Genomic DNA, 23,981 nt, shown 5'->3' with positions numbered 1-23,981 from the left:
TCAAAGTTAAATATCGTTAATCAATTTTACGAATGCACTGTCGAGAGTTTTTTAATGTCGTTCTCTATTGGCAAGCAAGTCGATACAAATATAAGTAAATAATAAGCAAGTTAACGTTAACCAATCAGAGTAATGGGGCTTATGTTAGTTCCATTTTTATTAACAAAGGTTAATTTGCTCCTTTGAAGCCATTACTCGTATTAGTTGTTTAATGTTATTATTAACAGCAATTATTTTATGTAAGAGAGTCGTAATCGTGTCGCAGTTAACCCCTTGGCAGCATTATCAGCAAGACCTTACCCGAGATGATTTTTCACATGATGCCGCACAAGAACAGGCTGTTAAGTCACTACAGCGTGTCTATGATGAATTAATTATCGCCGCGAAACCTGTATCAGGTATGAGTAAATTGTTTGCTTCCTTTGGCGTGAAGTCAACATCAGAACCTGTAAAAGGTTTGTATTTATGGGGTGGGGTCGGGCGCGGGAAAACCTACCTGATGGATATTTTTTTTGATGCTCTACCTGGTGATCGTAAGTTACGGGCTCACTTTCACCGTTTTATGCATCAAATTCATCATGACTTAGGTGAGCTTAAAGGCGTGCAAGATCCACTTTTGACGATGGCAAAGAAAATGGCATCACAATATCAAGTGATCTGCTTTGATGAGTTCTTTGTTTCTGACATTACCGATGCCATGTTGTTGGGTACCTTATTCCAAGCATTATTCAAAGAAGGGGTGACACTGGTCGCGACCTCAAACATCATTCCTGATGAATTGTATAAAAATGGCTTACAACGAGTACGTTTTTTACCTGCAATTGCATTAATTAATCAACATTGTGAAATCTTAAATGTCGATTCAGGGATTGATTATCGCCTACGCACCCTAGAGCAGGCTGAAATTTATCATTACCCACTCGATAAACAAGCTGACATCAATTTATTGCATTACTTTGACCAACTCGCGACAGAATCTGAAAGGCTGGTAGCGCCGATAGAGGTCGATGGCCGTGCAATTACCATTCGCCAACAATCACAAGGTATATTGCTAATAAACTTTAGAGACTTGTGTGATGGGCCTCGTTCACAACGAGATTATATGGAGCTGGCCTGTCTTTATCATACTGTACTGGTGAGTGGTTTAGAGCAAATGGGATCACAGCAAACAGGTGATGATATCGCCAGGCGCTTTTTGGCCATGGTCGATGAATTCTATGAAAGAAATGTCAAACTAATTATTTCAGCCCAAGTGGAATTGGAACAAATTTATACCGATGGTCTGCTAAGTTTTGAATTCAGACGCTGTCGTTCAAGGCTAATTGAAATGCAATCGAAAGAATATCTTGCGCTAGAGCATTTAGCATAGACTGTTAGTGGTATTTTTTAACTGTATTTTTTTAAAAAAGTTAGGCAGATTTTGTTAAACAGATAAAGAGTAGTTTATTTCAAATATTATTAAAAATCAGGTGATCTTTGCTGTGGCTTTGCGTATAATCTGCGACCTGCCCGCGTTAATCCGCCAATTTGGGCGGAAGTTGTAAGCCAATATTCGTGTTCGAAGGGGCAAGAATCGGTAATTTTGTGTTGATTGCAACCTGCAGTCAGCATGTGAGACAGAAAATTAACTTTGGGTTTTTGTAATAATGAAGACTTTTACTGCTACACCAGAAACTGTAACTCGTGACTGGTTTGTTGTTGACGCTGAAGGCAAAACTTTAGGTCGTATCGCAACTGAAATCGCAACTCGCTTACGTGGCAAGCATAAGCCAGAATACACTCCACACGTTGACACTGGTGATTATATCATCGTTATCAATGCTGAAAAAGTGACTGTAACTGGTAATAAAGCAGCCGGTAAGATCTACTACTCTCATTCAGGCTTCATTGGTGGCATTAAGCAAATCAGCTTTGAGAAGCTTCAAGCTCATAAGCCTGAAATGATCATCGAGAAAGCAGTTAAGGGTATGTTACCAAAAGGTCCTTTGGGCCGTGCCATGTTCCGTAAACTTAAAGTTTACGCTGGCACAGAACATAACCACGCTGCACAACAACCACAAGTTCTTGATATCTAAACGGGAGGAGTAAGCAAATGTCTGCAACTCAGTACTACGGCACTGGCCGTCGCAAAACATCTACAGCTCGCGTTTTCGCTAAAGCAGGTAGTGGCAATATCGTTGTAAACCAACGTCCTTTGGATGTATATTTTGGTCGTGAAACTGCTCGTATGGTTGTTCGTCAACCATTAGAATTAGTTGAAATGACTGATAAGTTAGACATCTATGTAACTGTTAAGGGCGGTGGTACTACTGGCCAAGCTGGTGCAATTCGTCACGGTATTACCCGTGCATTATTGCAACTAGATGAAGCTTTACGTCCTGCTCTACGTACCGCTGGTTTTGTTACCCGTGATGCACGTAAAGTTGAACGTAAGAAAGTTGGTCTACGTAAAGCACGTCGTAAGCCACAATTCTCTAAGCGTTAATTCGTTTTTTGGATTCAAAAAACCCAGCGTATGCTGGGTTTTTTATTGCCTAAAATTTATGGTTTATACCAATTTCATTAATGATGTGATCAATCCAAGCCACTGAGATTTTTCAGTTTGAGGCGGATTGTTGAAAGAATGGTTGTTCCTTAATACAACAAGGCAATAAAAAATGGACAACATTGTTCTATATCTAGAACTATGGTGTTCTATAAAACAACAGATTGTAGTGAAACATCGGCTTAACGTGACAATTTAAGAGAAGCTAAAACATGAATATACAACTATTAATGACCGCATTTGGCTTGGTTTTAATACTTGAAGGGCTTGGTCCATTACTTTTCCCTAACAAGTGGCAAAAATATTTATTAGAGCTTTCTGCACAAAAGCAAAATGTTCTCAGACGCTTAGGTGGCAGCTTAGTGACTGCTGGAGTGATTTTATTGATAATTTTTCAATAAAAAACTTGCCTATAACCCCCTAAAATCTGTTAAAATTCCATTTTATACCACAAGATGTTGCAGCTAATAATGGGTAAAAATGTAGTCGTACTCGGCACTCAATGGGGTGACGAAGGTAAAGGTAAAATTGTCGACCTTTTAACAGAACAGGCAAAATACGTAGTTCGTTACCAAGGCGGCCATAATGCTGGTCATACTTTGGTCATTGATGGTGACAAAACCGTTCTTCATCTTATTCCGTCAGGCATTTTACGTGATAACGTAAAATGTATTATCGGTAATGGTGTGGTCGTCGCTCCTGACGCGTTGTTGAAAGAAATCAACATGCTTAAAGAACGCGGTGTACCAGTAGAAGAGCGTTTGCTCATTTCTGAAGCATGTCCACTTATCCTTCCGTTCCATTGTGCATTAGATGTTGCTCGCGAGAAAGCTCGCGGTAATCAAGCCATCGGTACAACTGGACGTGGTATTGGTCCTGCATATGAAGACAAAGTCTCTCGTCGCGGTTTACGCATTGGTGATTTGTTTAATGCAGAACTTTTTGCAATTAAGTTAAAAGAAGTCATGAAATATCATAACTTCATGCTAACTGAGTACTACCATGTAGAAGCTGTCGATTATCAACAAACACTTGATGATGCATTAGCCATTGCTGATTATCTGAAGAGCATGTGTACTGATGTCAGCGAATTGCTTGATGTTGCGCGTAAAGCGGGTGAGCCAATTCTATTTGAAGGTGCTCAAGGTACATTATTGGATATCGACCACGGTACATATCCATTTGTAACTTCATCAAATACTACTGCTGGTGGTGTTGCGACGGGTTCAGGTTTTGGGCCTCGTCATCTAGATTATGTCCTAGGCATCATGAAAGCGTACACAACTCGTGTCGGTGCGGGTCCATTCCCAACAGAGCTTGCCAATGAAATTGGTGATTATCTGGGTGAGAAAGGCCAAGAATTTGGTGCTACAACAGGTCGCAAACGTCGTCCTGGTTGGTTAGATGCTGTGGCAATGCGCCGTGCAGTTCAAATCAATAGTGTTAGTGGTTTTTGCTTAACCAAATTAGATGTTTTAGACGGTCTAAAAGAAGTTAAGATTTGTGTTGGCTATCAATCTCCTGATGGATCGGTTTCAAAGGTGACTCCTTTGGCTGCAGAAGGTTATGATTTAGTTACCCCAATTTATGAAACCATGCCTGGTTGGAGTGAAAATACCTTTGGTGCTACAAGCATCGATCAATTGCCTCCCGCCGCAATTAACTATATCAAACGTCTCGAAGCGCTATTAGAAACGCCTATTGATATTATCTCTACCGGTCCGGACCGAAATGAAACCATGATTTTGGTTAATCCGTTCAAGTAAGATTAAAAGGCCGCAATAAGCGGCCTTTTTAATGAGTGTAATTAACTGCTGTAACTGCTTATCCTCAAGAAATACGCTATACTGCCGATGGATAAGTCATCTAAGTGTCATAGAGAATCCTTATGTTGCGTATCAGTTTATTGTTGTTGAGTGTTGTTTCTGCCAATGTGTTTGCTGTTACAGAAGCTGTCGATATTTATAGCGATCAACAATTGATTTCGCTCATCCGCTCAAATCAATATCTACAACGTGTAAAGGCTGACGATTGCCAGTTGGTTCAAGACATTGAGGCCCGCGCTGAAGTATTACAGCAACCCATGTATCAGTTTTTATGGGGAGAAATGCTCAACCATGGCGTGTGTGTTAAAGCGCATCCTTCTCGCGGTATGGCGCTATTGCAAACCTCCGCAGAACAAGGTAGTGCTGCAGCGATGGTAAAATTGGCAGATTATTATTATCGCGGTAAACTAGTGGTTAAAGACCCCAACCGAGCAGTGCAATATATATTGCCTGCGGCAGCTAATGGGGATTTAACTGCACAAATGATGTTGGTTCGTTTATTTGGTGAAGGCTATGGAAGTCCTGCTGATTATGAACTTGGCTATCATTGGTTATATAACAGTATATTTAACGACGACGCCCAACAGAAAAAGGCTTCGTCTTTATTGCAGATGCTTGCTGCAAAAATGCCTGCCAGCATAGTGGCAAGAGCACAGCGGCCGTAACTGTACCCGTTAAAGGCTCCACGATATGGAGCGAATTATTTGGAAATTGAATGATCAACGATCCTCATTTTGATAGAGAACAAGACAAGTACGACAATCCAATCCCTAGTCGTGAGTATATTTTAGAATACTTGCGAGCGCAAAAGTCACCAGTTAGCCGCGATAAAATTGCCGAAGCATTAAAAATTACTGAAGAAGAGCCATTAGAGGCGCTTCGTCGTCGCTTGCGCGCAATGGAGCGAGATGGCCAATTAGTATTCACTCGTGGCCAAAGCTATGGCTTGCCTGAACGCATGGATTTATTGTCTGGCACCGTTATTGGTCATCGTGATGGCTTTGGCTTTTTTAAGCCAGATGAAGGTGGTGACGACTTATTTATTAACAATCGCGACATGTTGATGTATTTCCATGGCGATAAAGTTTTAGCGCAAAAAGCGGGCACCGATCGTCGTGGCCGTCGTGAAGCACGCATCGTGCGATTAGTTCAACAACGCACTGCAGCTTTAGTCGGACGTTACCATGTCGACGGCGGCATGGGTTTTGTGATTGCTGATGATAGGCGTATTACTCAAGAAATATTAATCGCCAGCGAAGATACACTAGGCGCTCGCGCCGGTGATGTTGTCGTGGTTGAATTAACCCGTCGTCCTGGTCGTTTTGTTAAAGCAGCAGCCAAAGTAACTGAAGTTTTGGGTAAGACGATGGCTCCGGGTATGGAAATTGAAATTGCGTTGCGTAATTACGATTTACCGCACACTTGGTCAGCCATTATAGAGAAAAAACTCAAGCGTATTCCTGATGAAGTACCTGAAGAAGATAAGCTAGGTCGTGTTGATTTGCGTCATTTACCGCTGGTAACTATTGACGGCGAAGATGCCCGTGACTTTGATGATGCTGTCTATGCCGAAGCAAAACCAACTGGTGGCTGGCGTTTATGGGTAGCGATTGCTGACGTGAGCCATTATGTTCGCACTGATTCTGCATTAGATACAGAAGCGCGCGCTCGTGGTAACTCGGTATATTTCCCGTCGCAAGTTATTCCAATGTTGCCTGAGAAAATATCTAACGGTTTATGTTCTTTAAAACCGCATGTTGATCGTTTATGCATGGTGGCCGAGATGACCATTTCTGCTGCGGGTAAGCTCTCTGGCACTAAGTTTTATCCTGCGGTAATGCACTCTCATGCCCGTTTTACTTATACCCAAGTAGCCGCGATGCTGGAAGGCGGACCTATAGCTCCTGAGCATGAAGCGTTATTCCCACATTTATTATGTTTGCAGTCGTTATATCTTATCTTAGATGAACGACGTGCAGAGCGTGGTGCGATTGCTTTTGAAACATTAGAAACGCAGTTTATATTTAATGAGCAGCGTAAAATTGACAAAATCGTCCCAAGAGGCCGTAACCAAGCACATAAAATCATCGAAGAATGCATGATTTTAGCTAACGTGGCTTCGGCAAAGTTTGTCAAAAAACACAAAGGCGAAGTGTTATACCGTGTTCATGAAGCACCATCAGAGCAAAAACTGGCTAATTTTAAAGAGTTTCTTGCCGAACGTGGCTTAAGCATGGATGGCGGACTAGAACCGACACCGACTGATTATCAAAATTTGATGTTGAAAATTGCCGACCGTCCAGACTTTGAGCTGATTCAAGTGATGTTATTGCGCTCAATGCGCCAAGCAATCTATAGCCCAGATAACGAAGGCCACTTTGGTTTGGCATTAGAAGCTTATTCGCATTTCACCTCGCCAATTCGTCGTTACCCTGATTTAGTGTTACATCGAGTGATTAAATATTTGCTCGCAAAAGAACAAGGTGATGTTCACGATAAGTGGACTCAAGATGGCGGTTATCTCTATCAAATTGAAGAATTAGATGCATTAGGTGAAGAGTGTTCAACCACCGAGCGTCGCGCAGATGAAGCAACTCGCGATGTGAGTGACTGGCTTAAATGTGAATATATGCAAGATCATGTCGGCGATACATTCGATGCGGTTATTGCCTCCGTCACCAGCTTTGGATTGTTTGTCAGACTAAATGAGTTATTTATTGATGGACTGGTACACATTTCAAGTCTAGCAAGTGATTACTATCAATTTGATCTTATGCGTCAGCGATTAATTGGTGAAAATACTCGCCAAGTATATCAAGTAGGTGATGCAGTGACGGTTAAAGTTGCCGCGGTCAATCTTGATGATCGTCAAATTGACCTGTTGATGGTGGGTGACAACAGTAAAAGTGCGGGTAAACCTGCACGCAAAGGCAGCAAGTCTTCAACGGCTCGTGAACGAGTGAATGCTGAAGGGGCTAAATCGGCTCGAGGTAAATCGTCTGCAAAGTCTGATAAACCTAAATCTGATAAAGCTAAGTCTGACAAACCTAAGTCAGATAAGCCTAAGCCCAGCAAACGTCGTTCAAGTGGGAAAGCTTCATCTCCAGCGGCCAAACCTGCTGCTGTAGCTCAAAAAACTGATGCTGCAAAACCGGATTCTAGCGTTAAGAAAACCCCTGCCAAGCGCAGCAAGAGAAAGTAATTAAATGAAAAAACAAGATACCATTTTTGGCATTCATGCCGTTCAAGCCTTGTTAGATAACAGCCCTGAACGCGTCATTGAACTTTGGCTATTACAAGGCCGTGATGACGAGCGCTTAACGCCACTGATTAATATAGCATCAAGCTTTGGTACAACATTGCAACGTGCAGCTCGTAAAGTGTTAGATGACAAAGCGGGTAGTTCACAACATCAAGGTATTGTCGCGCGTGTGAAGGCGGTTAAACCTTTGATTGAAAGTGATTTAGATGCATTACTTGATAAAACGGCTGTGCCTTTTTTATTGATTCTAGACGGTGTAACAGATCCACATAACCTCGGCGCATGTTTGCGTAATGCTGATGCTGCAGGGGTGCACGGAGTTATTGTACCAAAAGATAATTCTGTCGGACTTACTTCAACAGTCAGTAAAGTCGCTTGTGGCGCAGCAGAAACGATTCCATTATTTCAAGTTACTAACCTTGCTCGTACTATGCGTCACCTGCAAGACAAAGGTGTTTGGATTGTCGGCACGGCTGGTGAAGCTGATGGCAATGTATATCAGGCCGATCTTAAAGGGCCTTTAGCGATTGCCATGGGTGCCGAAGATAAAGGTTTACGCCGATTATCGCGAGAAGGCTGCGATTCATTGGTGTCAATCCCAATGGCCGGAAGTGTGTCGAGTCTTAACGTGTCGGTTGCGACGGGTGTTTGTTTATTTGAAGCGGTCAGACAGCGTTTAAGTTAACCATTTAACTGTCGGCTAATTGCTATCAATATTAATAAAAAACGGCGATATTTATCGCCGTTTTTTTATATTCAATATTGAGGAGGGACGGGTTAGCAATCTACTCTATTCATAGTAGAGCTTATTTAAATAAATAATATTAGCGTCCACCAATTTCGTTATCGACATCCTCATCATCCAATATCTTATGCTCAACCTGCTCATTACTTACCGTGTTAGCATTAGCTGGGCTAGCATCAGCAGTATCATCTGTTTGTGTATTGCTACTATCTAACTCTTCATTGTCTGAATCTGGAGTGATATCAAATGCATCTTCAGCGGGGTGGATCATTTGCTCATTAACCATGTCAACATCAACACGTGGATCGAATGATGCTGCCAACGGCGAACTGACCATATCACCACCTGCCATCACGTAATCTGCAGTAATAGTCTGTTCAGCTTTTTGACGTAGATTTATCCACATGAGCCTCGCCAATAAGGTAAACGAGCAGATAGCCATAAATCCATACAGCATCTGGTCACCCATAACTTGCATTAAGCCAGATGCGACCAAAGGACCAATACTTGCACCGATCCCGAAAGTCACTAATATGGTGGCTGATAATCCCACTCGTTCATGTTGATCAACGCGTGAATTAGCTAATGCGGTTGCTAATGGGTACAAGGTGAACGCTAAAATACCAAATAAACCAGTTAATATTAACGAATACACTGAGTGAAAGGGGACGATAGAAATAATTAACACGATAAAGCCTAATAGCGTGCAGTTAATTCGAATCAATAAGCTACGAGAGATAATATCTGACAATTTACCCATTGGCCATTGGGCCAACAATCCTGCAAAAATGGTACAAGACATATAGAGTGCAACGTGTTCAGGATCAATACCTATGGCTGTAGCGTAAGAGGGCGCCAAACCATAAAAACAACCTACAATCATACTGCCTAATGCGATCGTCGTCAGTGCTTGAGGTGCTCGTTTCCAATAATGACCCATTTGTAATGGTGCTGGCGTTAACGGCTCTGGGTGAATTCTACGAGTGATTGCTATAGGCACAATACATAATGAAAAACAGATGGCAATTAACAGTAATGGTTCTAAACCTAAATCAGGATATAAACTAATTGCACCTTGACCCGCCATTAACCCTAAGTAAGATACAATCATATAACTGGCAAACACGGTACCACGTTGATTTGTCTCAGCTTGTTCATTCAGCCAGCTTTCTAATACCATATACTGGCACATCATGCCCATACCAACCGCAAGACGCAGTACTATCCACACAGTTAAGTTGTCTATAAGCGCATGGCCAAGAGCCGACGCAGTGACAACCCCAGCACAAGCCACAAAGGCTCGAATATGACCCACTTGTGCAATGAGTTTATGACCCACTTTAGAGCCAAATACAAGGCCAATATAGTAGGCTGACATCATGCCGCCAATCCATATTTGCGGGACTTCCATTGTGGTAAGTCTTAAGCCTAAATAGGTTGTTAGTAAACCTGCTGCAAGCACCATTAAAAAAGTTGTACTGTATAATGATGCAAAACTGCGTAGGGGGCTGTCCATAACTGTGCCTTTATTGGTTCAATCAGTATTGGTTCAAGAAAGCCATTTGGCCTTATTGATTAAGTGTTTCGTTTCATTTTAGGTTAATCATTATTGAAACGTGTATAACAAGTTAAATGTAGTAATGGTATCGGTGTTTTGGCTTCCATCAGGAACGACTTCGGTATACTTGACGTTCATCCCGATTTTAAATGCCCAATCTTGAATAAAAGTATTTTTATAACTCATGTCTAGGGTTAGCGTGTTGTTATCTTGACCCGTTTCAGCAGTAATATCGGCATTCAGACTGGTGTATTCTTGTAATTTAACCGTATATTTAGCGGCAGTACGAAGAATGACATCACGGTTTGCTTCAGGATAAGGCTCTAACGTGCTCTCTTCGGCTAGGTCATAACGATAACCCGGGCCAACTTCAAGGCTTAACTTAGTTTTATTGTTTTTTATTAAGTCGAAACCATAACCTGTTGAAACGGTATAAATTCGAGTGTATGAACCAAATTCATCCCAAGTAAATTCACCACGGCCAAACACATAGCCTCGCTCTAGTTTATAGTTCGACTGTAAAAATACTTGATATTTTTCTGCAGTTGATTCAGTACCGTCAGCAGCATAATAAGCTTTTAGTGTGGCTTCTTGTCTGGTTTTAATTGAATCATAAGTCATGTAAGTGCGGCCGTTGAAGTTTTTAGTTTCATTATTACCACTATTAAGTTGCAGTCCTGCTTCAACCTCGGCATTAAAATTATTTGACGGTTCTTGGTAATCTGGTGGAACCAAAGCCCATGCTGGCGAAGATAGAATAAAGAGGAAGCATGTGGAGACTATTTTTTTCATGATTATCATTAGAGTTTTTTATTCTTTGACGGCGTAAACGCGCTATTTTTGACTGCCGCCATCATACCTGTAATCAAGATTGCTGAAAAGAGTGAGTTAGTGCTTGAGTTTATGACGTGCTTTATGTATCATCGCGCGCTCAAATCAGTCACTTTAATTCGTTCCTTGCCTCTAATTGGTCTGACTGAGCCAAAACGAGGCTACCTAACCGTAAGGAGCAATAAATGCGTCATTATGAAATCGTATTTATGGTTCACCCAGATCAAAGTGAACAAGTCCCAGGTATGATTGAGCGTTGCACCGGTGTTATCACTGCTGCTAATGGTACAGTCCACCGTTTAGAAGATTGGGGCCGCCGTCAATTGGCATATCCAATTCAAGACCTACATAAAGCTCACTATGTTCTTATGAACGTAGAAGCAACTGCAGAGTCTATTGAAGCACTAGAAACAGCTTTCCGTTTCAACGACGCTGTTCTGCGTAATATGGTAATGCGCACTAAAGCTGCCGTTACTGAAGCTTCTCCTATGGCAAAAGCAAGAGACGAACGTGAAACACGTCGTCCATCTTCTGATGACCGTACTGTTGAAGCAAGCGCTGAAGAAAACGCTGAATAATTTTTTGTGAATAACCACTTAACGTTGTCAGGAACGATAATTCGTTCAAGACGATTAGATAGCCCAAGCGGTATTGCCCATGTGGTAATAACGGTAGAGCATAAATCGCAACGACAAGAAGTAGAAATGTTGAGAAACGTCTACTGTTTGATTCAAGTGATATTAAGTGGCCCGCGCTTTAATAGCGTTGCAAATAAATTACAAGCAGGTGTGCAAGTTGATGTGGAAGGGTTTCTTTCATTACAACAAGGGCGAAATGGCCAAAACCGTTTAGTCTTGCATGCTGAAAATGTCGAATTGAAAACTTAGGAGACTGTCAAAATGGCACGTTATTTCCGTCGTCGCAAGTTCTGCCGCTTCACCGCTGAAGGTGTTGTAGAGATTGATTACAAAGATATCGTTACTTTAAAAAACTATATCACTGAAAGCGGCAAGATTGTTCCTAGCCGTATCACTGGTACTAGTGCTAAATACCAACGCCAACTAGCTCGCGCTATCAAGCGTGCTCGTTATCTTTCTCTACTGCCATATACTGATTTACATCAGTAATATTGCGGTATTAATTCCTAACCGAATATAGAGGATTTGATAATGAACGTTATTCTGCTAGATAAAGTTGCAAACTTAGGTGGCTTAGGCGACCAAGTTTCTGTTAAAGCTGGTTATGCTCGTAACTTCCTTTTACCTTATGGTAAAGCAGTTGTAGCAAATGCAGCAAACACTGAAGTATTTGAAGCTCGTCGTGCTGAATTAGAAGCTAAATTAGCTGCTGAATTAGCAACTGCGACAGCTCGTGCTGATACATTAACTGCATTAGAAGCTGTTGTTATTGCTTCTAAAGCGGGTGATGAAGGTAAATTATTCGGATCAATTGGCAACCGTGATATCGCTGATGCAGTTACTGCAGCTGGCGTAGCACTTGCTAAATCTGAAGTTCGTTTACCTTTAGGTGCTTTACGCACTACTGGTGACTTCGAAGTTGAAGTACAAGTACACACTGAAGTTAAAGCTATAGTTAAAATTTCTGTTGTTGCAGAAGCTTAGTTATCTTTAGCTCCATAGAAAACACCGCCCTCGGGCGGTGTTTTTTTATGTCTGCTGTTTAGTAAATCATACATGCTTGAGGTAAGAAGCCTTGCCTAGAGTGATGTATCGAACACACTTATATTGTGATGCAACTTGTGGTCAATAGATAAAAAAATACCCAGCCAACAGAGCTAGGTATTATTCATTAAGGTGTTAATTAGTTTCTAACTAAATCTAACTCTTTGATTAAGTTGTCGGCATGATCAACTTGATCCATCATCCACAAAATATAACGAATATCAACATGCACTGCTCGGGTAATAGTTGGGTTAAAGAACCAATCTTTAGTGATGGCTTCGTAAGTAGAGTCGAAGTTAAGACCCACTAACTCGCCTTTGCCATTAAACACAGGTGAACCTGAGTTACCGCCCGTTGTATCCGCACTTGATAGAAAGTTAACGGGTACAGAGTTAAAGTCGGCAGGCTTGTCTAAGCATGACATCAACTTACACACCCAAGTGCTAGGTTGTTGATATACCGTCGCGACTCTGTGCTTTCCGTAATCATTTGCTTTAATTGCGGCTAATAACTTAGCTGGAGCATTGTATGGTTCTTCACCAGTATTTTTAGCTAAAATGCCTTCTAAGCGCGTAAATGGTTGCTTATATAGAGCATCTTTTGATTGATAGCCATCAACCATGCCATAGGTAATACGCAGAGTGCGGTTTGCATCTGGGTATACTGGCCAATTGTTAGACTTGTAATAGTTAATAATGGCTTTCATGTATTCAGGGCGAACTGATGACAACTTGCCTTCGAGTAACTTTTCACTTTTCTCTAGTGTCATGTTGGTGTCATGAATAGCAACAGCTAAACGAATGAATGGGTCTTCACTGGTTTCAAACTCTTGCGCTGTTTTGTTCATCCAGTCAAGGCGTTTTGCTTGATCGGTTAGCTCTGTTAACGCATACAGACCTTCCACCTTCGCTTCTAACTCTTCAAAACTATGTGCGCTACTTAATGCATTATCAAACACTTCTGTTTTAAGTGGCTGGCTAGCATAGGCTTGTAGGTCTTGTAACCAAAGGATTTTATCAACTGCAGGATCAAAACTTCTATCAATACGTTTTAATGCCGATTTAAACATCTTCATGTCGCGTTGCTGAAAACCTGTTTCTCGTTGTTCATCAGGCTTTTGCTTTTCTTTAGCTAAGCGATATAACTTACTGGCAGCTGTTAATAACACGCTCGATTGTGCATTTTTAAAATAATAATTAGTTTGCACTTGAGTGTGCTGCTCTGCTAATAAGGCCTCTAAGTTATTAATTAATTTAAGATTGGCGTTAGGATCTTTTTTTAACCAAGCCAGAAAGTCATTTTCTCGCTGTTGTTTAATCCCAACGATATCAGTTGCTTTAAAACCATCGAGTAAGCCATTGATCTTTTTCATCCGATTAGCCATTGATGCCATAGTACCGGCATACTTAATCGCGATATCTTTATCCATTTCACCCATTAAGGTTATCGTATCAATTTGTAATTGATACCGTTTAGCATAAGTTGGATAAAGCCAATCGTTGGCAAACTGTAGTTCACTGGTTAAGTTATAACGACTGGTTGAACCAGGAAAACCCGCTACAAAAATACCGTCGCCAGCTTTAACGCCATCGGCATTAATTTTTAGATAGCTTTTTGGGGTATAAGGGACGTTGTCTTCAGAATAGGTGGCGGGTTTACCATCTTTACCAACATAAGCGCGTAAAAAAGTAAAATCACCTGAATGACGTGGGTATTCGTAATTATCAATATCACCACCAAATCCACCAACACTTTCAGGTGGTGCGTAAACTAAGCGAACATCACGAATAATGAGCTGTTTAGTGAGGTAATATTCTAAGCCATGATGAAAACTGTTAACCGAACAACGGTAGTTGTCATCGGCTTCGCAGATTTTTATTAATGCTTTGCTGTTGGTTTCAATGCCTTCAAAGCGCGCCAAGGGGTCATTGCTTAAGTTTGCCATAACTTGATTGGTCACATTAGTAACTTTTTCAGTAATGTATAAGCGTTCGTTTGGCCCTGCCGAAGGTTCTTCTGCTTGGGTGTTTGCTAAAAAGCCATTTTCGAGGTAATTATGCTCTTTTTTGCTGTTATATTGTATGCCGCGATAAGCACAATGATGGTTTGTGACAACTAGGCCTTGGGGGGATACAAAACTGGCGGTACAATAGCCCAAACTGACAACGGCATTCATTGGATATTGTCCTAAATCTGCCAGTTGTGATGCCGGAATATCGATACCTCGTTGGGTGAGTTTATCTGCAATAGATGGCATTTGGTACGGTTGCCATTGGCCTTCATCGGCAAAGGCGAAGCTAGAGGTCAGCACAAGTGCTGCAACAAGTGCGATACGCATGTATTTTCCTTAAATTATTATTTTTGTTCCGTTTGACAAATCGTTATCTCTATTTGTTATAACGGTAAATTAAGCTTGACCACGGTGTTATACCATATTTTATAAAGTCGTTGGAAATTGGGAGTGTTAATGTCACAGCAAGGTGCTTTTAAATCAAGAAACAGGCAAAAAGATGTAGAAGTAAATGCATTAAAATTGCCACCTCATTCTATTGAAGCTGAACAATCCGTGTTAGGTGGATTAATGTTAGATGCTGAAGCGTGGGACCGTGTTTCTGAAGCGGTTGTGTCAGAAGACTTTTATTCTCGTTCTCATCGAATGATTTTCGCCGCAATGCAGCGTTTAATGGAATCGGGTCAACCGCTGGATTTAATCACTGTATCTGAACAACTCGAAATTGAAGATCAACTAGACGATGCTGGCGGCTTTGCTTACCTTGGCGAAATTGCTAAAAACACCCCAAGTGCCGGTAATATTTTATCTTACGCAGATATTGTACGTGAACGTGCCGTAGTGCGTGACATGATTGCCGTTGCCCATGAAATCGCCGATGCGGGTTATAACCCTGAAGGGCGAGATTCAAGTTCTTTATTAGATTTAGCCGAAACCAAAGTATTTAAAATTGCAGAAATGCGAACCAATGCCAATGAAGGCCCTGAAAACATTAAAAGCATTCTTGAAAAAACCGTTGATAGGATTGAACAGCTCTATAATAATCCTCATAACGGGGTTACTGGTGTATCAAGTGGTTTTAATGATTTAGATAAAATGACCGCAGGTTTTCAGTCTGGAGACTTAATTATTGTTGCTGCTCGTCCTTCTATGGGTAAAACCACCTTCGCGATGAACTTGTGTGAACAAGCCGCGATGAATGAAGATAAGCCAGTGCTTATTTTTAGCCTCGAGATGCCCTCTGAACAGATCATGATGCGTATGTTGGCGTCGCTGGGTCGGGTTGACCAAACCAGAATTCGTACTGGTCAGCTAGATGATGAAGATTGGGCGCGCGTTTCATCGACCATGGGCATTATGCTTGAACAAGGTAAAATGTATATTGATGATGGCTCAGGTTTAACCCCAACAGACGTACGTAGTCGAGCCAGACGTATTGCCCGCGAGCATGGCGGGTTATCAATGATCATGATCGATTACTTACAATTAATGCAAGTGCCGGCGCTAAAAGACAATCGTACTTTAGAAATTTCAGAAATCTCTCGCTCATTAAAAGCCTTAGCTAAAGAATTAGAAGTGCCAGTTATTGCGTTGTCGCAGCTTAACCGCTCGCTAGAGCAACGAGCGGATAAACGCCCAATTAACTCTGACTTGCGTGAATCTGGTGCGATTGAGCAAGATGCGGATTTGATCATGTTTATTTATCGTGACGAAGTGTATAACGACACCTCAGAAGATAAAGGCACCGCTGAAATCATTATTGGTAAGCAACGTAACGGGCCTATTGGTCGTATTAGGCTAGTATTCCAAGGTCAATTTTCTCGTTTTGATAATTATGCTGGGCCGCAGTTTGAAGAAGATTAATAATTGATTAGGTTGAATTAATTTATTACTGGATTTCATTTACATTAATGATGCCATTCAATTGATGCTGTCGATTTTGTTAAGAAGCACAACTAATTATACGGTTTATCATATTATTTAATTAAGGCCATTCATTGAAACCTTTTCCTCGCGCAGAAATAAGTCGTTCTGCCTTACAAAGTAATTTAGTGCAATTACGTCTTATTGCTCCTAATAGCAAAGTTATGGCGGTTGTTAAAGCTAATGGTTATGGCCATGGGTTATTGAATGTTGCTGAAAGTGTTGGGTTATTAAATGCCTCTGAAACGGTTGGCATGCACAGTGGTAGCGCCGATGGTTTTGGATTAGCACGGCTTGAAGAGGCATTACAACTTAGAGACGGCGGGGTAAAAGGTAAGCTTTTATTATTAGAGGGGTTCTTCCGTCAGTCGGACTTACCGACACTGGTTAGTCATAATATTGATACTGTAGTTCATCATGAGTCACAACTGCAGATGCTTGAAACCATAAAGCTTGAGAAGCCAGTAACCGTATGGATAAAAATCGATACGGGTATGCATCGTATCGGCTTTACCTTGGATCAGTTTGACAGTATTTATCAGCGTTTATTGGTCTGTCCGCAAGTGGCTAAACCGATTCATTTAATGACCCATTTTGCCTGTGCTGACGAACCCGATAATAGCCTTACTCAAACGCAAATGGACGCCTTTGAGCAACGGATTAAAGGCTTAGAAGGGGATCGCACCTTAGCTAATTCTGCCGGGACATTATTTTGGCCATCAAGCCAAGCTGATTGGATAAGACCCGGTATTGCGCTTTATGGTGTATCTCCGGTTGTAGGTGATAGAGGTGTTAATCACCGATTAATTCCAGCAATGGAGTTAGTGTCTAATTTAATTGCTGTACGTGAGCACAAAGCCGGTGATAGTGTCGGCTACGGCGCTTTCTGGACCGCGAAACAAGACACTCGGTTAGGCGTCGTGGCCATTGGTTATGGTGATGGTTATCCACGCAATGCACCAGAAGGCACCCCCGTGTGGATTAACGGTCGCCGTGTGCCAATAGTGGGTCGAATATCGATGGATATGTTAACGGTCGACTTAGGTGCCAATGCAGCAGACAAAGTAGGGGATAATGTTCAGTTATGGGGTAAAGCTCTCGCAGTAGAAGAAGTAGCCGAATATATTGGCACTATTGCTTATGAGTTAGTGACTAAATTAACCCCTCGTGTGGTGGTTGAGCTGCTTGAGTAACCACCCCACTATTTTTAGTGCTTAATGCCTATTGGACATTTTAGTTTTGGCTATTTTATATCCTCAAAGCAAATTTCAATAAAGGCATTGCCGTATTCATGAGTAAACGGCATCATGATTTTCTTACCTTGTGCCTTATGAGAAATAGTATGATTTTTCCCCGACACCACAGCTGGTGTCGCCATATCAAAATCATAACCTTTTTCGCTTAATAAATTTTTAGCGCCGCCAGTGACCATGTTGGTTATTTCCCCAACTAAATCAGTCACTTCATCGTTGATAAATCCAGGTTCTTCACCCAGCATCTTATTCATAATTTCGAGAATCAATTTTTTTTCAAAGGTAATTGAAAGCGATCCGCGGGTTGTTGGGCCAACCATACCAATTAAACCGGATACGTCACCTTTAGCAAGGTCATGGTTTTTCAACTGTGGTTTACCGGGTTTTAAATCCATTGTTGCCATGGTCGAAATAACATTGATTAAAGAAACAAGGAATGGATTAATGAATTCAACTTTCATAGGTTAAGCGATCCTCTTACATTCAAAAAAGTGGCGATAATTCAACTAGAGCATAAGCTTGCCATCATTCTAGCTAATAAGTGTAAATTGCTACTATATCAGCAATGTCAAATAGAGGTTTAAGCTTAGAACACAAAAATGAAATTGAAACTACTAACAAGGATAAAAATGTTTTTATCCAGTGGTTTAGTATAAACAATATAAAATTAGCCGTCAGTTTACTTTAGTCTATTTAAGCTTAAAAACATGAGTATCAGTCGCTTACATTGTAAATTTATGATGCCAAATATTGTCTTGAACCAATGGGTTACACCTTCAAATAAGCACTCGATGTGAGTGGACATCAACATAGTTGAACATAAAGTCGTCAATATTGATTGTCGTTTTCTTATGCAACACATAGCATATTGAATTGTGGCTCGACGGAAAGTTAAGTCCGTGGGGGGGTAGGCTTTAATGGCTGATTTAAAGATACTGACTACACAAGTTTGAAAAGTCATCTCTTGGGTTGAGAAGAAAATCATTGCCCACGATCGTCGTCATGTCTGATTCTGAAATAAACGGGTTATCGATTTTAAAAATGAGTCTTTGATTCAACTTACTTTTTATCAAATAAGTACAGTGATATTGATAAAATAACTGATCAAACTGACCACTCTCGATAATTCTCTGAAGACCAACTTGTATTCTCTGGGCTAACCTAGGCTTGTCCGGTGACACATAATAATATGTCGCCAACGGAATATTGAGCATAAGATGTTCATCAACAACTAACTCGGGATAATGCTGTTTAAATAGTTCAATTTCTTGAAAAACCTCATTAACACCACGTCCAAAGGTGATAAAACGTTCCTTGGATAACATATTAAATAAACTATTATATTCAGTACTTTCTACAACCTTAAATCCCGCTTTTTGCATGGCAACTTTAGTAGACCATTGGCTACCAGAGCCGGTATTAAGAGAGGTTAACTGCGCTAATGTGGTGATATTGGCTAATGTCGCTGCATTTTCCTGTTTAATAATAAAAATCCTAAACCCCTGAATGCCTTTTCGAATGGGGATTTTTATTGGTATAAGCTGTTCATCCCACTCTAACTTTGAGGCTTCAGCGATAACATTGATAGTGTGGCCATCTTTTAATGCCCTGAATGTACGATTGCGGCTCATTATCATACTGGACACTGTTAAAGATGCTTCGCCAAAATCAACTTTTGTTGCTTCAATCACTAATGCTAAAAGGTCATAGGGATATTGATATCGATTATCCAATTCGGATTCTGAGTTATTAATAATAAATTGATCATTTGCGTAAGCGTTGGAGATGCTAGTTAACACTCCAAATAAAAGAAGGTTGAAAAACAAGAAAAAGCGCTTTAAATCATCCATAAATCAGCTCTTTACAATATAAAAATGTATTTGGAGTGCGCTTATTTTAGCCTGAGGATTTCTGACCAATACTAAAAAAACACCTGTGTGAACATATTTACAATAGTTTGGCTTTATATGAGTATCAACCTTTTAATAGAAGTTCTCTGATCAATGTAACAAAAGGCATACTAAAGCTAGACTCACGAATAGATACACTTGAACGCACTTTTTCATTGTGCCGATGCAGGGGGCGTTTAGTTTATTTAAGTTATTGATTTTAAATTAAATGACTGAGATAAGGATTCTAGCTGACAATTTCACTTTTTGGCTGTGGTTTTGGATAACAGTAAATTGAGAGTAATTGAGCTTAATCGCCATTGTTTGATCTTTCCTTAAATCAGTAGACACTTGTTTCTCAATGACGGGTTAATGATATAATTACTCACTATTTAGGACTGTCCAGTCGTATTAAGCTGATTTATGACTTCTTTACTGGCTCCTTGTGCAACAACGATTACCCAAAATGCACCTAATACGGTGAATCAATACCGCAAATGATGAGTATAAATAATTCAGTGAATACAACGCCAAAGCTAGCTACACCAATAGATACGGTAGATCGCACCTTTTCCATAGCGCCCATGTTGGATAGGTTGGATTTTTATATAAGCTATTGATTTTTATGTTTAGTGCATTTGCTTGGATTCCTATTGGGTTCCTCGTTAATATTTTAGTATTTTTGGATACCTGAATAACCCTCGTAAATATTTCCTTTCATGTAACCTGTGTAATCACTTTCTATACCCTCCAACGATATGCAAAAAGTTTTCACTGAAAATAAAAACACCCCTGATAGATTGTTTTTTGAGCTGTTAAACGCATTTTTTAAATTATTTTCAGTGTTGATGCATATTTCCCCACATTTTTCCTTTTTACAGCCATTTTTGTTTAATAACTCTCAATGTAGTTTAGTCATCTAGAAAAAAAATAAGTACGTAATTTTAGCTATTTAATGTTGTAGAAATACATTAAACCCTATTCAAAAATAATTAGTAACACTGAATCAATTTCAGTGTTACTAATTTACTTTTAAGGTACTTGAAAAGTAAGTTTTTCACTTGTTTATCATTGCAAATGTAAAATTTCACTTATTTATCATTATATTATGTGTTTTAGCTTGGTTGCATATATGATTTTAATAAGTTAAATTGTTTTCACTGAAAACATAATTTGATGAGAAAATATCGAATAAATCTTAACTTCTTGCTAATAGCAAGTTTCAAATTGAAGAGGGGAATAAAAGCTGATTTACTTTGAAAAAACTAAGCCATGATTGCGCTAACAATCATGGCTTGGAAAACAACCTATTTTGAGAGAGGGTATTTTCAATGATTAGTTTAGAACAAATGAAGGGTATTAAGCAAATTGAAGGTTTATTGCCGTTTTTAAAGTTTTACGACAAAGGATTTTGTGCTTGGTGTTTATCAGATGCTAATGACTATCGCAGTGCTGAAAATGTGGGACTGGTGATGGGTGAACGTTATGTTGATGTGGTGCGGAAGCATCCTGAATTTGCGGTGCAGTTGAGTGATATTTTACTTGGGATAAATTTAGAAGAGCCAAATAATTTGGGGTATTTCATCGGATTTTCTCGTTCGATTGACAAGCAAATCCGAGGATGAAAACCATTTAAACCCATTGTTGAGGTTTATGCATTATCGATAATGCGAGTGTTGAGGCTCTGCACTCCCTCAACTCTTGTATATCGTATGCGCTCAATGCATTGTTAGCCGCTTTTTGTCTTAATGTGCGCGCGGCTTTTGATGTTGCTTCTTTGCGTGTTCGAGCAAGTCCTTTTTGTGATAGATATTTTTTTACCTGGTATTGGCTTAAACCAAGTTTCGCAGCAACTTGATCACCACTTAGGTGCTCGTTAGTATAATAGTGTTCGATTAGTTCTGCATTTATATCAATAGCCGCACTCATTAGTTACCTTCCTTAACCAGCTTTTCGGCTAGCGTTTTCATGTATTGTTGGCATGAACCCACCTGATCACGCGGCAGGGCATACCATTGGTGCAGTGCTTGTTTAATTATTTCTGACTGTTTCACGCGGCATACCCTGTAAGCGAAGTTTTGAATCGGCGGTGCAGGCAAATAGCTCTGCATCACCTTGGGTGAAGTTGCTAATTTCAATAGCGTTGCACGTTTTGCACATCCCCCAACCGCTGTAATTGTTGCGCTTATAGGTCACTTCTACTTGTTGCTGGTCATGCATTAGCGTGAAAAACGGCGCTGACAAGGTCACTACACCTTGTTTGGTGCTGAATGTTTTTACTGGTTTGCTCATGCTGCACCTCTGATTATGTCTTCTATGTCGATTTGCGTGCCAGGTTCAGAGTTATCTGGACGGGTTTCAATGCTGCCTTTGATTTCCAGTGGATGACACGGCAAGCGCACCTGGTGAAAACGGTAAGAGTGGGTGATGGTTCGCCTTATGCCTTTTGCAAAATTGGTTAACCCATTACCTAATGCCTGCCAGTAAAGGCAATCTAATGCGCCTAGTATAATAGCCACTTTGATTTGGTCGCTCATGTAGACCGCGAATGACAGCCCATATTTTTGGTGGCGATAGTGGCTTAAGATATGTTTAAACGCTGCTTTATTTTTCATTTATGTCTATTCCTTAACAGTTATCGTATGTTCCATGGACAATGCAGATTTGATGCATTTCAGGTATTGCGCGATAGGTCCACACATCACCGCAATCACGATTAAACTGTTTTATATATTGTTGACCAGGAATAATTTTGAAGCCGTTATTTTTGGCTTTAGCGATAGTTCTAAGCTCTGAAAACGTAAAGTTATAATCACCATAATTATTCATTACCCATTCGCTAGCCATGCAATCGTATTGTTTTCTGGCTATTGGCATTGTTTCGCTGACGACTTCCATTTATGCAACCTCGCTAGGTTCAAACTTATAGCCAAACTTTACCCAATCATATTCTTTGAGAATTCGGCGTTGTGGGCCGCTTCTTCAAGCGTGTTGATTGCCCGTGATAAGTTGCTTTCTTTTACGCCATTGCGTATTGCTGATAGCTTTTCTTTGTGCCCTACAACAAAGTAGACGTTAAGTGCTGCGATTATTTGTGGTGAACTGATTTTGGTGAATCGCAATAGCAGTTACAGACGTTCGGCTGATTCTCCGCCTGGGATTAGGTATTTCATGCCAAATCCTCTAAGCTCAAGCCCAGTTCACGGGCCAGTTTCATATCTTCTGTTTTACGGCGTGCAGCTGCTTTCGCTTTGCCTTGATCACTAATGGCTTTATTAATTGTTTTTCGGTCTTTAAATTCATTACCATCATTAATAACGCCATTAAATGTTCCAGGACCTTTTAACTGTCCGTCCCATTCAATATCGGCTTTGGAAAATTGCTTTGGCTGTTCAATTACTTTTGGCGCTGGTGAGACTGGTTGCGGCTTTTTGTTCATTACTTTTTTTGAAACAAAATCAGGCACATTATTACCTACTGATTCGTGGTATTTAGCGCGGCAACGAGCGAGTATGTATTCACGGTTTTCGCGGTAATACGCTCTTGCTGTAATCTGTTTTGGGGTTAGCTGGTTCATCATCGCTACTCGCTTCGATTGTTAGGCTTAAGCTGCTTTTGTGCTGTGAATGTGGTCTTTTTTGGCTTGGTCGCGTAACTGGTCTAGGTATTCAGCTAGGTCGGTTACGTTTATCATCCAAACCGATTTGTTGCTTTTACCTGTTCGAAAAGCAGGTATGGGCAACTTGCCTGCTTTGGCGTAGTTCTTGGCGACACCCTTTGATAGCCCAAAAAACTCATTACAAATGTCTTCTAGTGGGATGACGGCTTTGTTGAACTGGGCCATGAGTAAAAATGCAGTGTTCATTGGTTTTCCTTGGCATCTTGTTCGATGCGGGCTTGTATTTGTTTTTTTGCGCGTTTCCAGCCGTTAATTATGCGATTAAGCGCAAAAGCTTCATTTGGGTATTCATTCAGCATGGCTTGGTAATCTGCTATTTCACGGTCGCAGTATTCGGTTGCGGCGCTCATATACTTGCCCTTAGCTGAAATACTGTGCCGCTTTGGTGCAGTGGCGTGTTGCGCCATAGGGTGATGTGGCCTGTTTTGTAGTTGTAACGCATTGCTAGTTCACTGCCGATTTCACCTGCTCGGTCTTCAAACTGCTTGATGAATAGCAGGCTTGGGTTGCATGCCATGAGTTGGCGTTCTAGCTTTTCGATGCGCTGTTGTACTCGTGGGCATTCCATTGGGTCTGGTTTGGTGGTGAGTAAACAGGCAAAACGAATGCTAACAAGGTGGAAGTGTTCAGCGCGTTCTTTGTCTGTTTTTGGTGTGTTAGTCAGTATCATTTTGCCGTCCTCGGTTAATTAGCTACGAACCGAATATAACCCTGGTTAATTAATTCGTCAATAACTTTGGTTAATTGTTTTTTTGAAAGTAGGCTTTTTAATGATCT

General features: G+C 40.7%; 28 protein-coding genes. 15 read left to right on the top strand and 13 right to left on the bottom strand.

Annotated features, from left to right (window positions below; genetic code table 11):
- The first annotated feature begins 256 nt into the window (after positions 1-256).
- The 8 genes from zapE to rlmB all read left to right on the top strand — a co-directional run bounded on the left by zapE (position 257) and on the right by rlmB (position 8,318).
- Entirely contained in the window at positions 257-1,369 is a 1,113-nt protein-coding gene (gene zapE / locus ABIS04_RS16545) for a cell division protein ZapE (RefSeq protein WP_140235149.1), read from the top strand.
- Positions 1,370-1,646: 277 nt separating this feature from the next.
- Positions 1,647-2,075, top strand: coding sequence for a 50S ribosomal protein L13 (rplM, locus tag ABIS04_RS16540; RefSeq protein ID WP_011638797.1), 429 nt, complete (start codon positions 1,647-1,649; stop codon positions 2,073-2,075).
- Positions 2,076-2,092: 17 nt separating this feature from the next.
- Positions 2,093-2,485: a 30S ribosomal protein S9 gene (rpsI, locus tag ABIS04_RS16535; protein WP_137225279.1), complete on the top strand. Its 393-nt coding sequence runs from the start codon at positions 2,093-2,095 to the stop codon at positions 2,483-2,485.
- Between the two features lie 272 nt (positions 2,486-2,757).
- On the top strand, positions 2,758-2,946 hold the full coding sequence (locus tag ABIS04_RS16530; protein WP_137225281.1) for a DUF2065 domain-containing protein: 189 nt from the start codon (positions 2,758-2,760) through the stop codon (positions 2,944-2,946).
- A 69-nt stretch (positions 2,947-3,015) separates the two neighbouring features.
- On the top strand, positions 3,016-4,311 hold the full coding sequence (locus tag ABIS04_RS16525; protein WP_350431772.1) for an adenylosuccinate synthase: 1,296 nt from the start codon (positions 3,016-3,018) through the stop codon (positions 4,309-4,311).
- A 122-nt stretch (positions 4,312-4,433) separates the two neighbouring features.
- Positions 4,434-5,036, top strand: a complete 603-nt coding sequence (locus ABIS04_RS16520) for a tetratricopeptide repeat protein (RefSeq protein WP_137225286.1) — start codon at positions 4,434-4,436, stop codon at positions 5,034-5,036.
- A gap of 50 nt (positions 5,037-5,086) precedes the next feature.
- Positions 5,087-7,573 (top strand): ribonuclease R, encoded by a 2,487-nt coding sequence (gene rnr, locus ABIS04_RS16515; RefSeq protein WP_350431771.1) that lies wholly within the window; start codon positions 5,087-5,089, stop codon positions 7,571-7,573.
- Positions 7,574-7,577: 4 nt separating this feature from the next.
- Positions 7,578-8,318, top strand: a complete 741-nt coding sequence (rlmB, locus tag ABIS04_RS16510) for a 23S rRNA (guanosine(2251)-2'-O)-methyltransferase RlmB (RefSeq protein ID WP_137225290.1) — start codon at positions 7,578-7,580, stop codon at positions 8,316-8,318.
- A gap of 139 nt (positions 8,319-8,457) precedes the next feature.
- Here the strand turns inward: rlmB and ABIS04_RS16505 are convergent, their stop codons facing one another.
- Together ABIS04_RS16505 and ABIS04_RS16500 are read right to left on the bottom strand one after the other, a co-directional pair.
- A complete protein-coding gene (locus tag ABIS04_RS16505; RefSeq protein ID WP_137225292.1) occupies positions 8,458-9,894 on the bottom strand; it encodes an MFS transporter in 1,437 nt (478 codons plus the stop codon).
- 90 nt (positions 9,895-9,984) lie between these two features.
- The gene (locus ABIS04_RS16500; RefSeq protein WP_167496050.1) at positions 9,985-10,728 is read right to left on the bottom strand and encodes a DUF481 domain-containing protein; all 744 of its coding nucleotides are present in this window, start codon (positions 10,726-10,728) and stop codon (positions 9,985-9,987) included.
- 224 nt (positions 10,729-10,952) lie between these two features.
- Here ABIS04_RS16500 and rpsF point away from each other — a divergent pair, with 224 nt between their 5' ends.
- From rpsF to rplI, 4 genes are read left to right on the top strand one after another with little or no spacing between them, the layout of a single operon-like run.
- A complete protein-coding gene (gene rpsF, locus ABIS04_RS16495) occupies positions 10,953-11,345 on the top strand; it encodes a 30S ribosomal protein S6 (protein ID WP_137225296.1) in 393 nt (130 codons plus the stop codon).
- Between the two features lie 6 nt (positions 11,346-11,351).
- Positions 11,352-11,654: a primosomal replication protein N gene (gene priB, locus ABIS04_RS16490; RefSeq protein WP_137225298.1), complete on the top strand. Its 303-nt coding sequence runs from the start codon at positions 11,352-11,354 to the stop codon at positions 11,652-11,654.
- 12 nt (positions 11,655-11,666) lie between these two features.
- The gene (gene rpsR / locus ABIS04_RS16485; protein ID WP_137225300.1) at positions 11,667-11,894 is read left to right on the top strand and encodes a 30S ribosomal protein S18; all 228 of its coding nucleotides are present in this window, start codon (positions 11,667-11,669) and stop codon (positions 11,892-11,894) included.
- A 42-nt stretch (positions 11,895-11,936) separates the two neighbouring features.
- Entirely contained in the window at positions 11,937-12,389 is a 453-nt protein-coding gene (gene rplI / locus ABIS04_RS16480; protein ID WP_137225302.1) for a 50S ribosomal protein L9, read from the top strand.
- A gap of 199 nt (positions 12,390-12,588) precedes the next feature.
- Here rplI and ABIS04_RS16475 read toward each other — a convergent pair whose 3' ends face one another.
- Positions 12,589-14,787 (bottom strand): S46 family peptidase, encoded by a 2,199-nt coding sequence (locus ABIS04_RS16475; RefSeq protein ID WP_350431770.1) that lies wholly within the window; start codon positions 14,785-14,787, stop codon positions 12,589-12,591.
- Positions 14,788-14,916: 129 nt separating this feature from the next.
- Between ABIS04_RS16475 and dnaB the strand changes: the two genes are divergently transcribed.
- Entirely contained in the window at positions 14,917-16,323 is a 1,407-nt protein-coding gene (gene dnaB / locus ABIS04_RS16470; RefSeq protein WP_137225306.1) for a replicative DNA helicase, read from the top strand.
- A 134-nt stretch (positions 16,324-16,457) separates the two neighbouring features.
- Positions 16,458-17,576 carry an alanine racemase gene (gene alr, locus ABIS04_RS16465; protein WP_350431769.1) on the top strand — a complete coding sequence of 373 codons (1,119 nt, stop codon included), beginning with the start codon at positions 16,458-16,460 and terminating at the stop codon, positions 17,574-17,576.
- Positions 17,577-17,626: 50 nt separating this feature from the next.
- On the opposite strand, the gene ABIS04_RS16460 is transcribed toward alr, so the two are convergent.
- Both ABIS04_RS16460 and ABIS04_RS16455 read right to left on the bottom strand, forming a co-directional pair.
- Positions 17,627-18,097, bottom strand: a complete 471-nt coding sequence (locus ABIS04_RS16460; RefSeq protein WP_137225310.1) for a chemotaxis protein CheX — start codon at positions 18,095-18,097, stop codon at positions 17,627-17,629.
- Positions 18,098-18,562: 465 nt separating this feature from the next.
- A complete protein-coding gene (locus ABIS04_RS16455) occupies positions 18,563-19,486 on the bottom strand; it encodes a hypothetical protein (RefSeq protein ID WP_350431768.1) in 924 nt (307 codons plus the stop codon).
- A gap of 1,370 nt (positions 19,487-20,856) precedes the next feature.
- Between ABIS04_RS16455 and ABIS04_RS16450 the strand changes: the two genes are divergently transcribed.
- Positions 20,857-21,150, top strand: coding sequence for a hypothetical protein (locus ABIS04_RS16450; protein WP_350431767.1), 294 nt, complete (start codon positions 20,857-20,859; stop codon positions 21,148-21,150).
- A gap of 7 nt (positions 21,151-21,157) precedes the next feature.
- Here the strand turns inward: ABIS04_RS16450 and ABIS04_RS16445 are convergent, their stop codons facing one another.
- The 8 genes from ABIS04_RS16445 to ABIS04_RS16410 all read right to left on the bottom strand — a co-directional run bounded on the left by ABIS04_RS16445 (position 21,158) and on the right by ABIS04_RS16410 (position 23,874).
- On the bottom strand, positions 21,158-21,454 hold the full coding sequence (locus tag ABIS04_RS16445) for a hypothetical protein (RefSeq protein ID WP_350431766.1): 297 nt from the start codon (positions 21,452-21,454) through the stop codon (positions 21,158-21,160).
- Between the two features lie 102 nt (positions 21,455-21,556).
- Positions 21,557-21,817, bottom strand: coding sequence for a hypothetical protein (locus ABIS04_RS16440; protein ID WP_350431765.1), 261 nt, complete (start codon positions 21,815-21,817; stop codon positions 21,557-21,559).
- Positions 21,814-22,140, bottom strand: coding sequence for a hypothetical protein (locus ABIS04_RS16435; protein WP_350431764.1), 327 nt, complete (start codon positions 22,138-22,140; stop codon positions 21,814-21,816). The genes ABIS04_RS16440 and ABIS04_RS16435 overlap by 4 nt, the downstream gene beginning before the upstream one ends.
- A gap of 13 nt (positions 22,141-22,153) precedes the next feature.
- Positions 22,154-22,423, bottom strand: a complete 270-nt coding sequence (locus ABIS04_RS16430; protein ID WP_350431763.1) for a hypothetical protein — start codon at positions 22,421-22,423, stop codon at positions 22,154-22,156.
- A 271-nt stretch (positions 22,424-22,694) separates the two neighbouring features.
- Complete coding sequence (locus ABIS04_RS16425) at positions 22,695-23,105, bottom strand: hypothetical protein (protein WP_350431761.1); 411 nt, start codon at positions 23,103-23,105, stop codon at positions 22,695-22,697.
- A gap of 24 nt (positions 23,106-23,129) precedes the next feature.
- A complete protein-coding gene (locus ABIS04_RS16420; RefSeq protein WP_350431760.1) occupies positions 23,130-23,390 on the bottom strand; it encodes a pyocin activator PrtN family protein in 261 nt (86 codons plus the stop codon).
- Positions 23,387-23,554 carry a hypothetical protein gene (locus ABIS04_RS16415; protein ID WP_350431759.1) on the bottom strand — a complete coding sequence of 56 codons (168 nt, stop codon included), beginning with the start codon at positions 23,552-23,554 and terminating at the stop codon, positions 23,387-23,389. Before ABIS04_RS16415 ends, ABIS04_RS16420 begins: the two co-directional genes overlap by 4 nt.
- Positions 23,551-23,874 carry a hypothetical protein gene (locus ABIS04_RS16410; protein ID WP_350431758.1) on the bottom strand — a complete coding sequence of 108 codons (324 nt, stop codon included), beginning with the start codon at positions 23,872-23,874 and terminating at the stop codon, positions 23,551-23,553. The genes ABIS04_RS16415 and ABIS04_RS16410 overlap by 4 nt, the downstream gene beginning before the upstream one ends.
- Between the last annotated feature and the right edge of the window lie 107 nt (positions 23,875-23,981).

The organism is Shewanella sp. H8, assembly GCF_040285065.1.
GTDB classification, from domain to species: domain Bacteria; phylum Pseudomonadota; class Gammaproteobacteria; order Enterobacterales; family Shewanellaceae; genus Shewanella; species Shewanella polaris.
The sequence above is the reverse complement of the archived record's forward strand: the minus strand, read 5'-3'. Positions and strand labels throughout refer to the sequence as shown.

Coding starts and splice junctions, on each gene's coding strand:
- rplM (WP_011638797.1), top strand. CDS start 1,647: ATGAAGACTTTTACTGCTACACCAGAAACTGTAACTCGTGACTGGTTT.
- rpsI (WP_137225279.1), top strand. CDS start 2,093: ATGTCTGCAACTCAGTACTACGGCACTGGCCGTCGCAAAACATCTACA.
- ABIS04_RS16530 (WP_137225281.1), top strand. CDS start 2,758: ATGAATATACAACTATTAATGACCGCATTTGGCTTGGTTTTAATACTT.
- ABIS04_RS16525 (WP_350431772.1), top strand. CDS start 3,016: ATGGGTAAAAATGTAGTCGTACTCGGCACTCAATGGGGTGACGAAGGT.
- ABIS04_RS16520 (WP_137225286.1), top strand. CDS start 4,434: ATGTTGCGTATCAGTTTATTGTTGTTGAGTGTTGTTTCTGCCAATGTG.
- rnr (WP_350431771.1), top strand. CDS start 5,087: ATGATCAACGATCCTCATTTTGATAGAGAACAAGACAAGTACGACAAT.
- rlmB (WP_137225290.1), top strand. CDS start 7,578: ATGAAAAAACAAGATACCATTTTTGGCATTCATGCCGTTCAAGCCTTG.
- ABIS04_RS16505 (WP_137225292.1), bottom strand. CDS start 9,894: ATGGACAGCCCCCTACGCAGTTTTGCATCATTATACAGTACAACTTTT.
- ABIS04_RS16500 (WP_167496050.1), bottom strand. CDS start 10,728: ATGAAAAAAATAGTCTCCACATGCTTCCTCTTTATTCTATCTTCGCCA.
- rpsF (WP_137225296.1), top strand. CDS start 10,953: ATGCGTCATTATGAAATCGTATTTATGGTTCACCCAGATCAAAGTGAA.
- rpsR (WP_137225300.1), top strand. CDS start 11,667: ATGGCACGTTATTTCCGTCGTCGCAAGTTCTGCCGCTTCACCGCTGAA.
- rplI (WP_137225302.1), top strand. CDS start 11,937: ATGAACGTTATTCTGCTAGATAAAGTTGCAAACTTAGGTGGCTTAGGC.
- ABIS04_RS16475 (WP_350431770.1), bottom strand. CDS start 14,787: ATGCGTATCGCACTTGTTGCAGCACTTGTGCTGACCTCTAGCTTCGCC.
- dnaB (WP_137225306.1), top strand. CDS start 14,917: ATGTCACAGCAAGGTGCTTTTAAATCAAGAAACAGGCAAAAAGATGTA.
- ABIS04_RS16460 (WP_137225310.1), bottom strand. CDS start 18,097: ATGAAAGTTGAATTCATTAATCCATTCCTTGTTTCTTTAATCAATGTT.
- ABIS04_RS16455 (WP_350431768.1), bottom strand. CDS start 19,486: ATGGATGATTTAAAGCGCTTTTTCTTGTTTTTCAACCTTCTTTTATTT.
- ABIS04_RS16450 (WP_350431767.1), top strand. CDS start 20,857: ATGATTAGTTTAGAACAAATGAAGGGTATTAAGCAAATTGAAGGTTTA.
- ABIS04_RS16445 (WP_350431766.1), bottom strand. CDS start 21,454: ATGAGTGCGGCTATTGATATAAATGCAGAACTAATCGAACACTATTAT.
- ABIS04_RS16440 (WP_350431765.1), bottom strand. CDS start 21,817: ATGAGCAAACCAGTAAAAACATTCAGCACCAAACAAGGTGTAGTGACC.
- ABIS04_RS16435 (WP_350431764.1), bottom strand. CDS start 22,140: ATGAAAAATAAAGCAGCGTTTAAACATATCTTAAGCCACTATCGCCAC.
- ABIS04_RS16430 (WP_350431763.1), bottom strand. CDS start 22,423: ATGGAAGTCGTCAGCGAAACAATGCCAATAGCCAGAAAACAATACGAT.
- ABIS04_RS16425 (WP_350431761.1), bottom strand. CDS start 23,105: ATGATGAACCAGCTAACCCCAAAACAGATTACAGCAAGAGCGTATTAC.
- ABIS04_RS16420 (WP_350431760.1), bottom strand. CDS start 23,390: ATGAACACTGCATTTTTACTCATGGCCCAGTTCAACAAAGCCGTCATC.
- ABIS04_RS16415 (WP_350431759.1), bottom strand. CDS start 23,554: ATGAGCGCCGCAACCGAATACTGCGACCGTGAAATAGCAGATTACCAA.
- ABIS04_RS16410 (WP_350431758.1), bottom strand. CDS start 23,874: ATGATACTGACTAACACACCAAAAACAGACAAAGAACGCGCTGAACAC.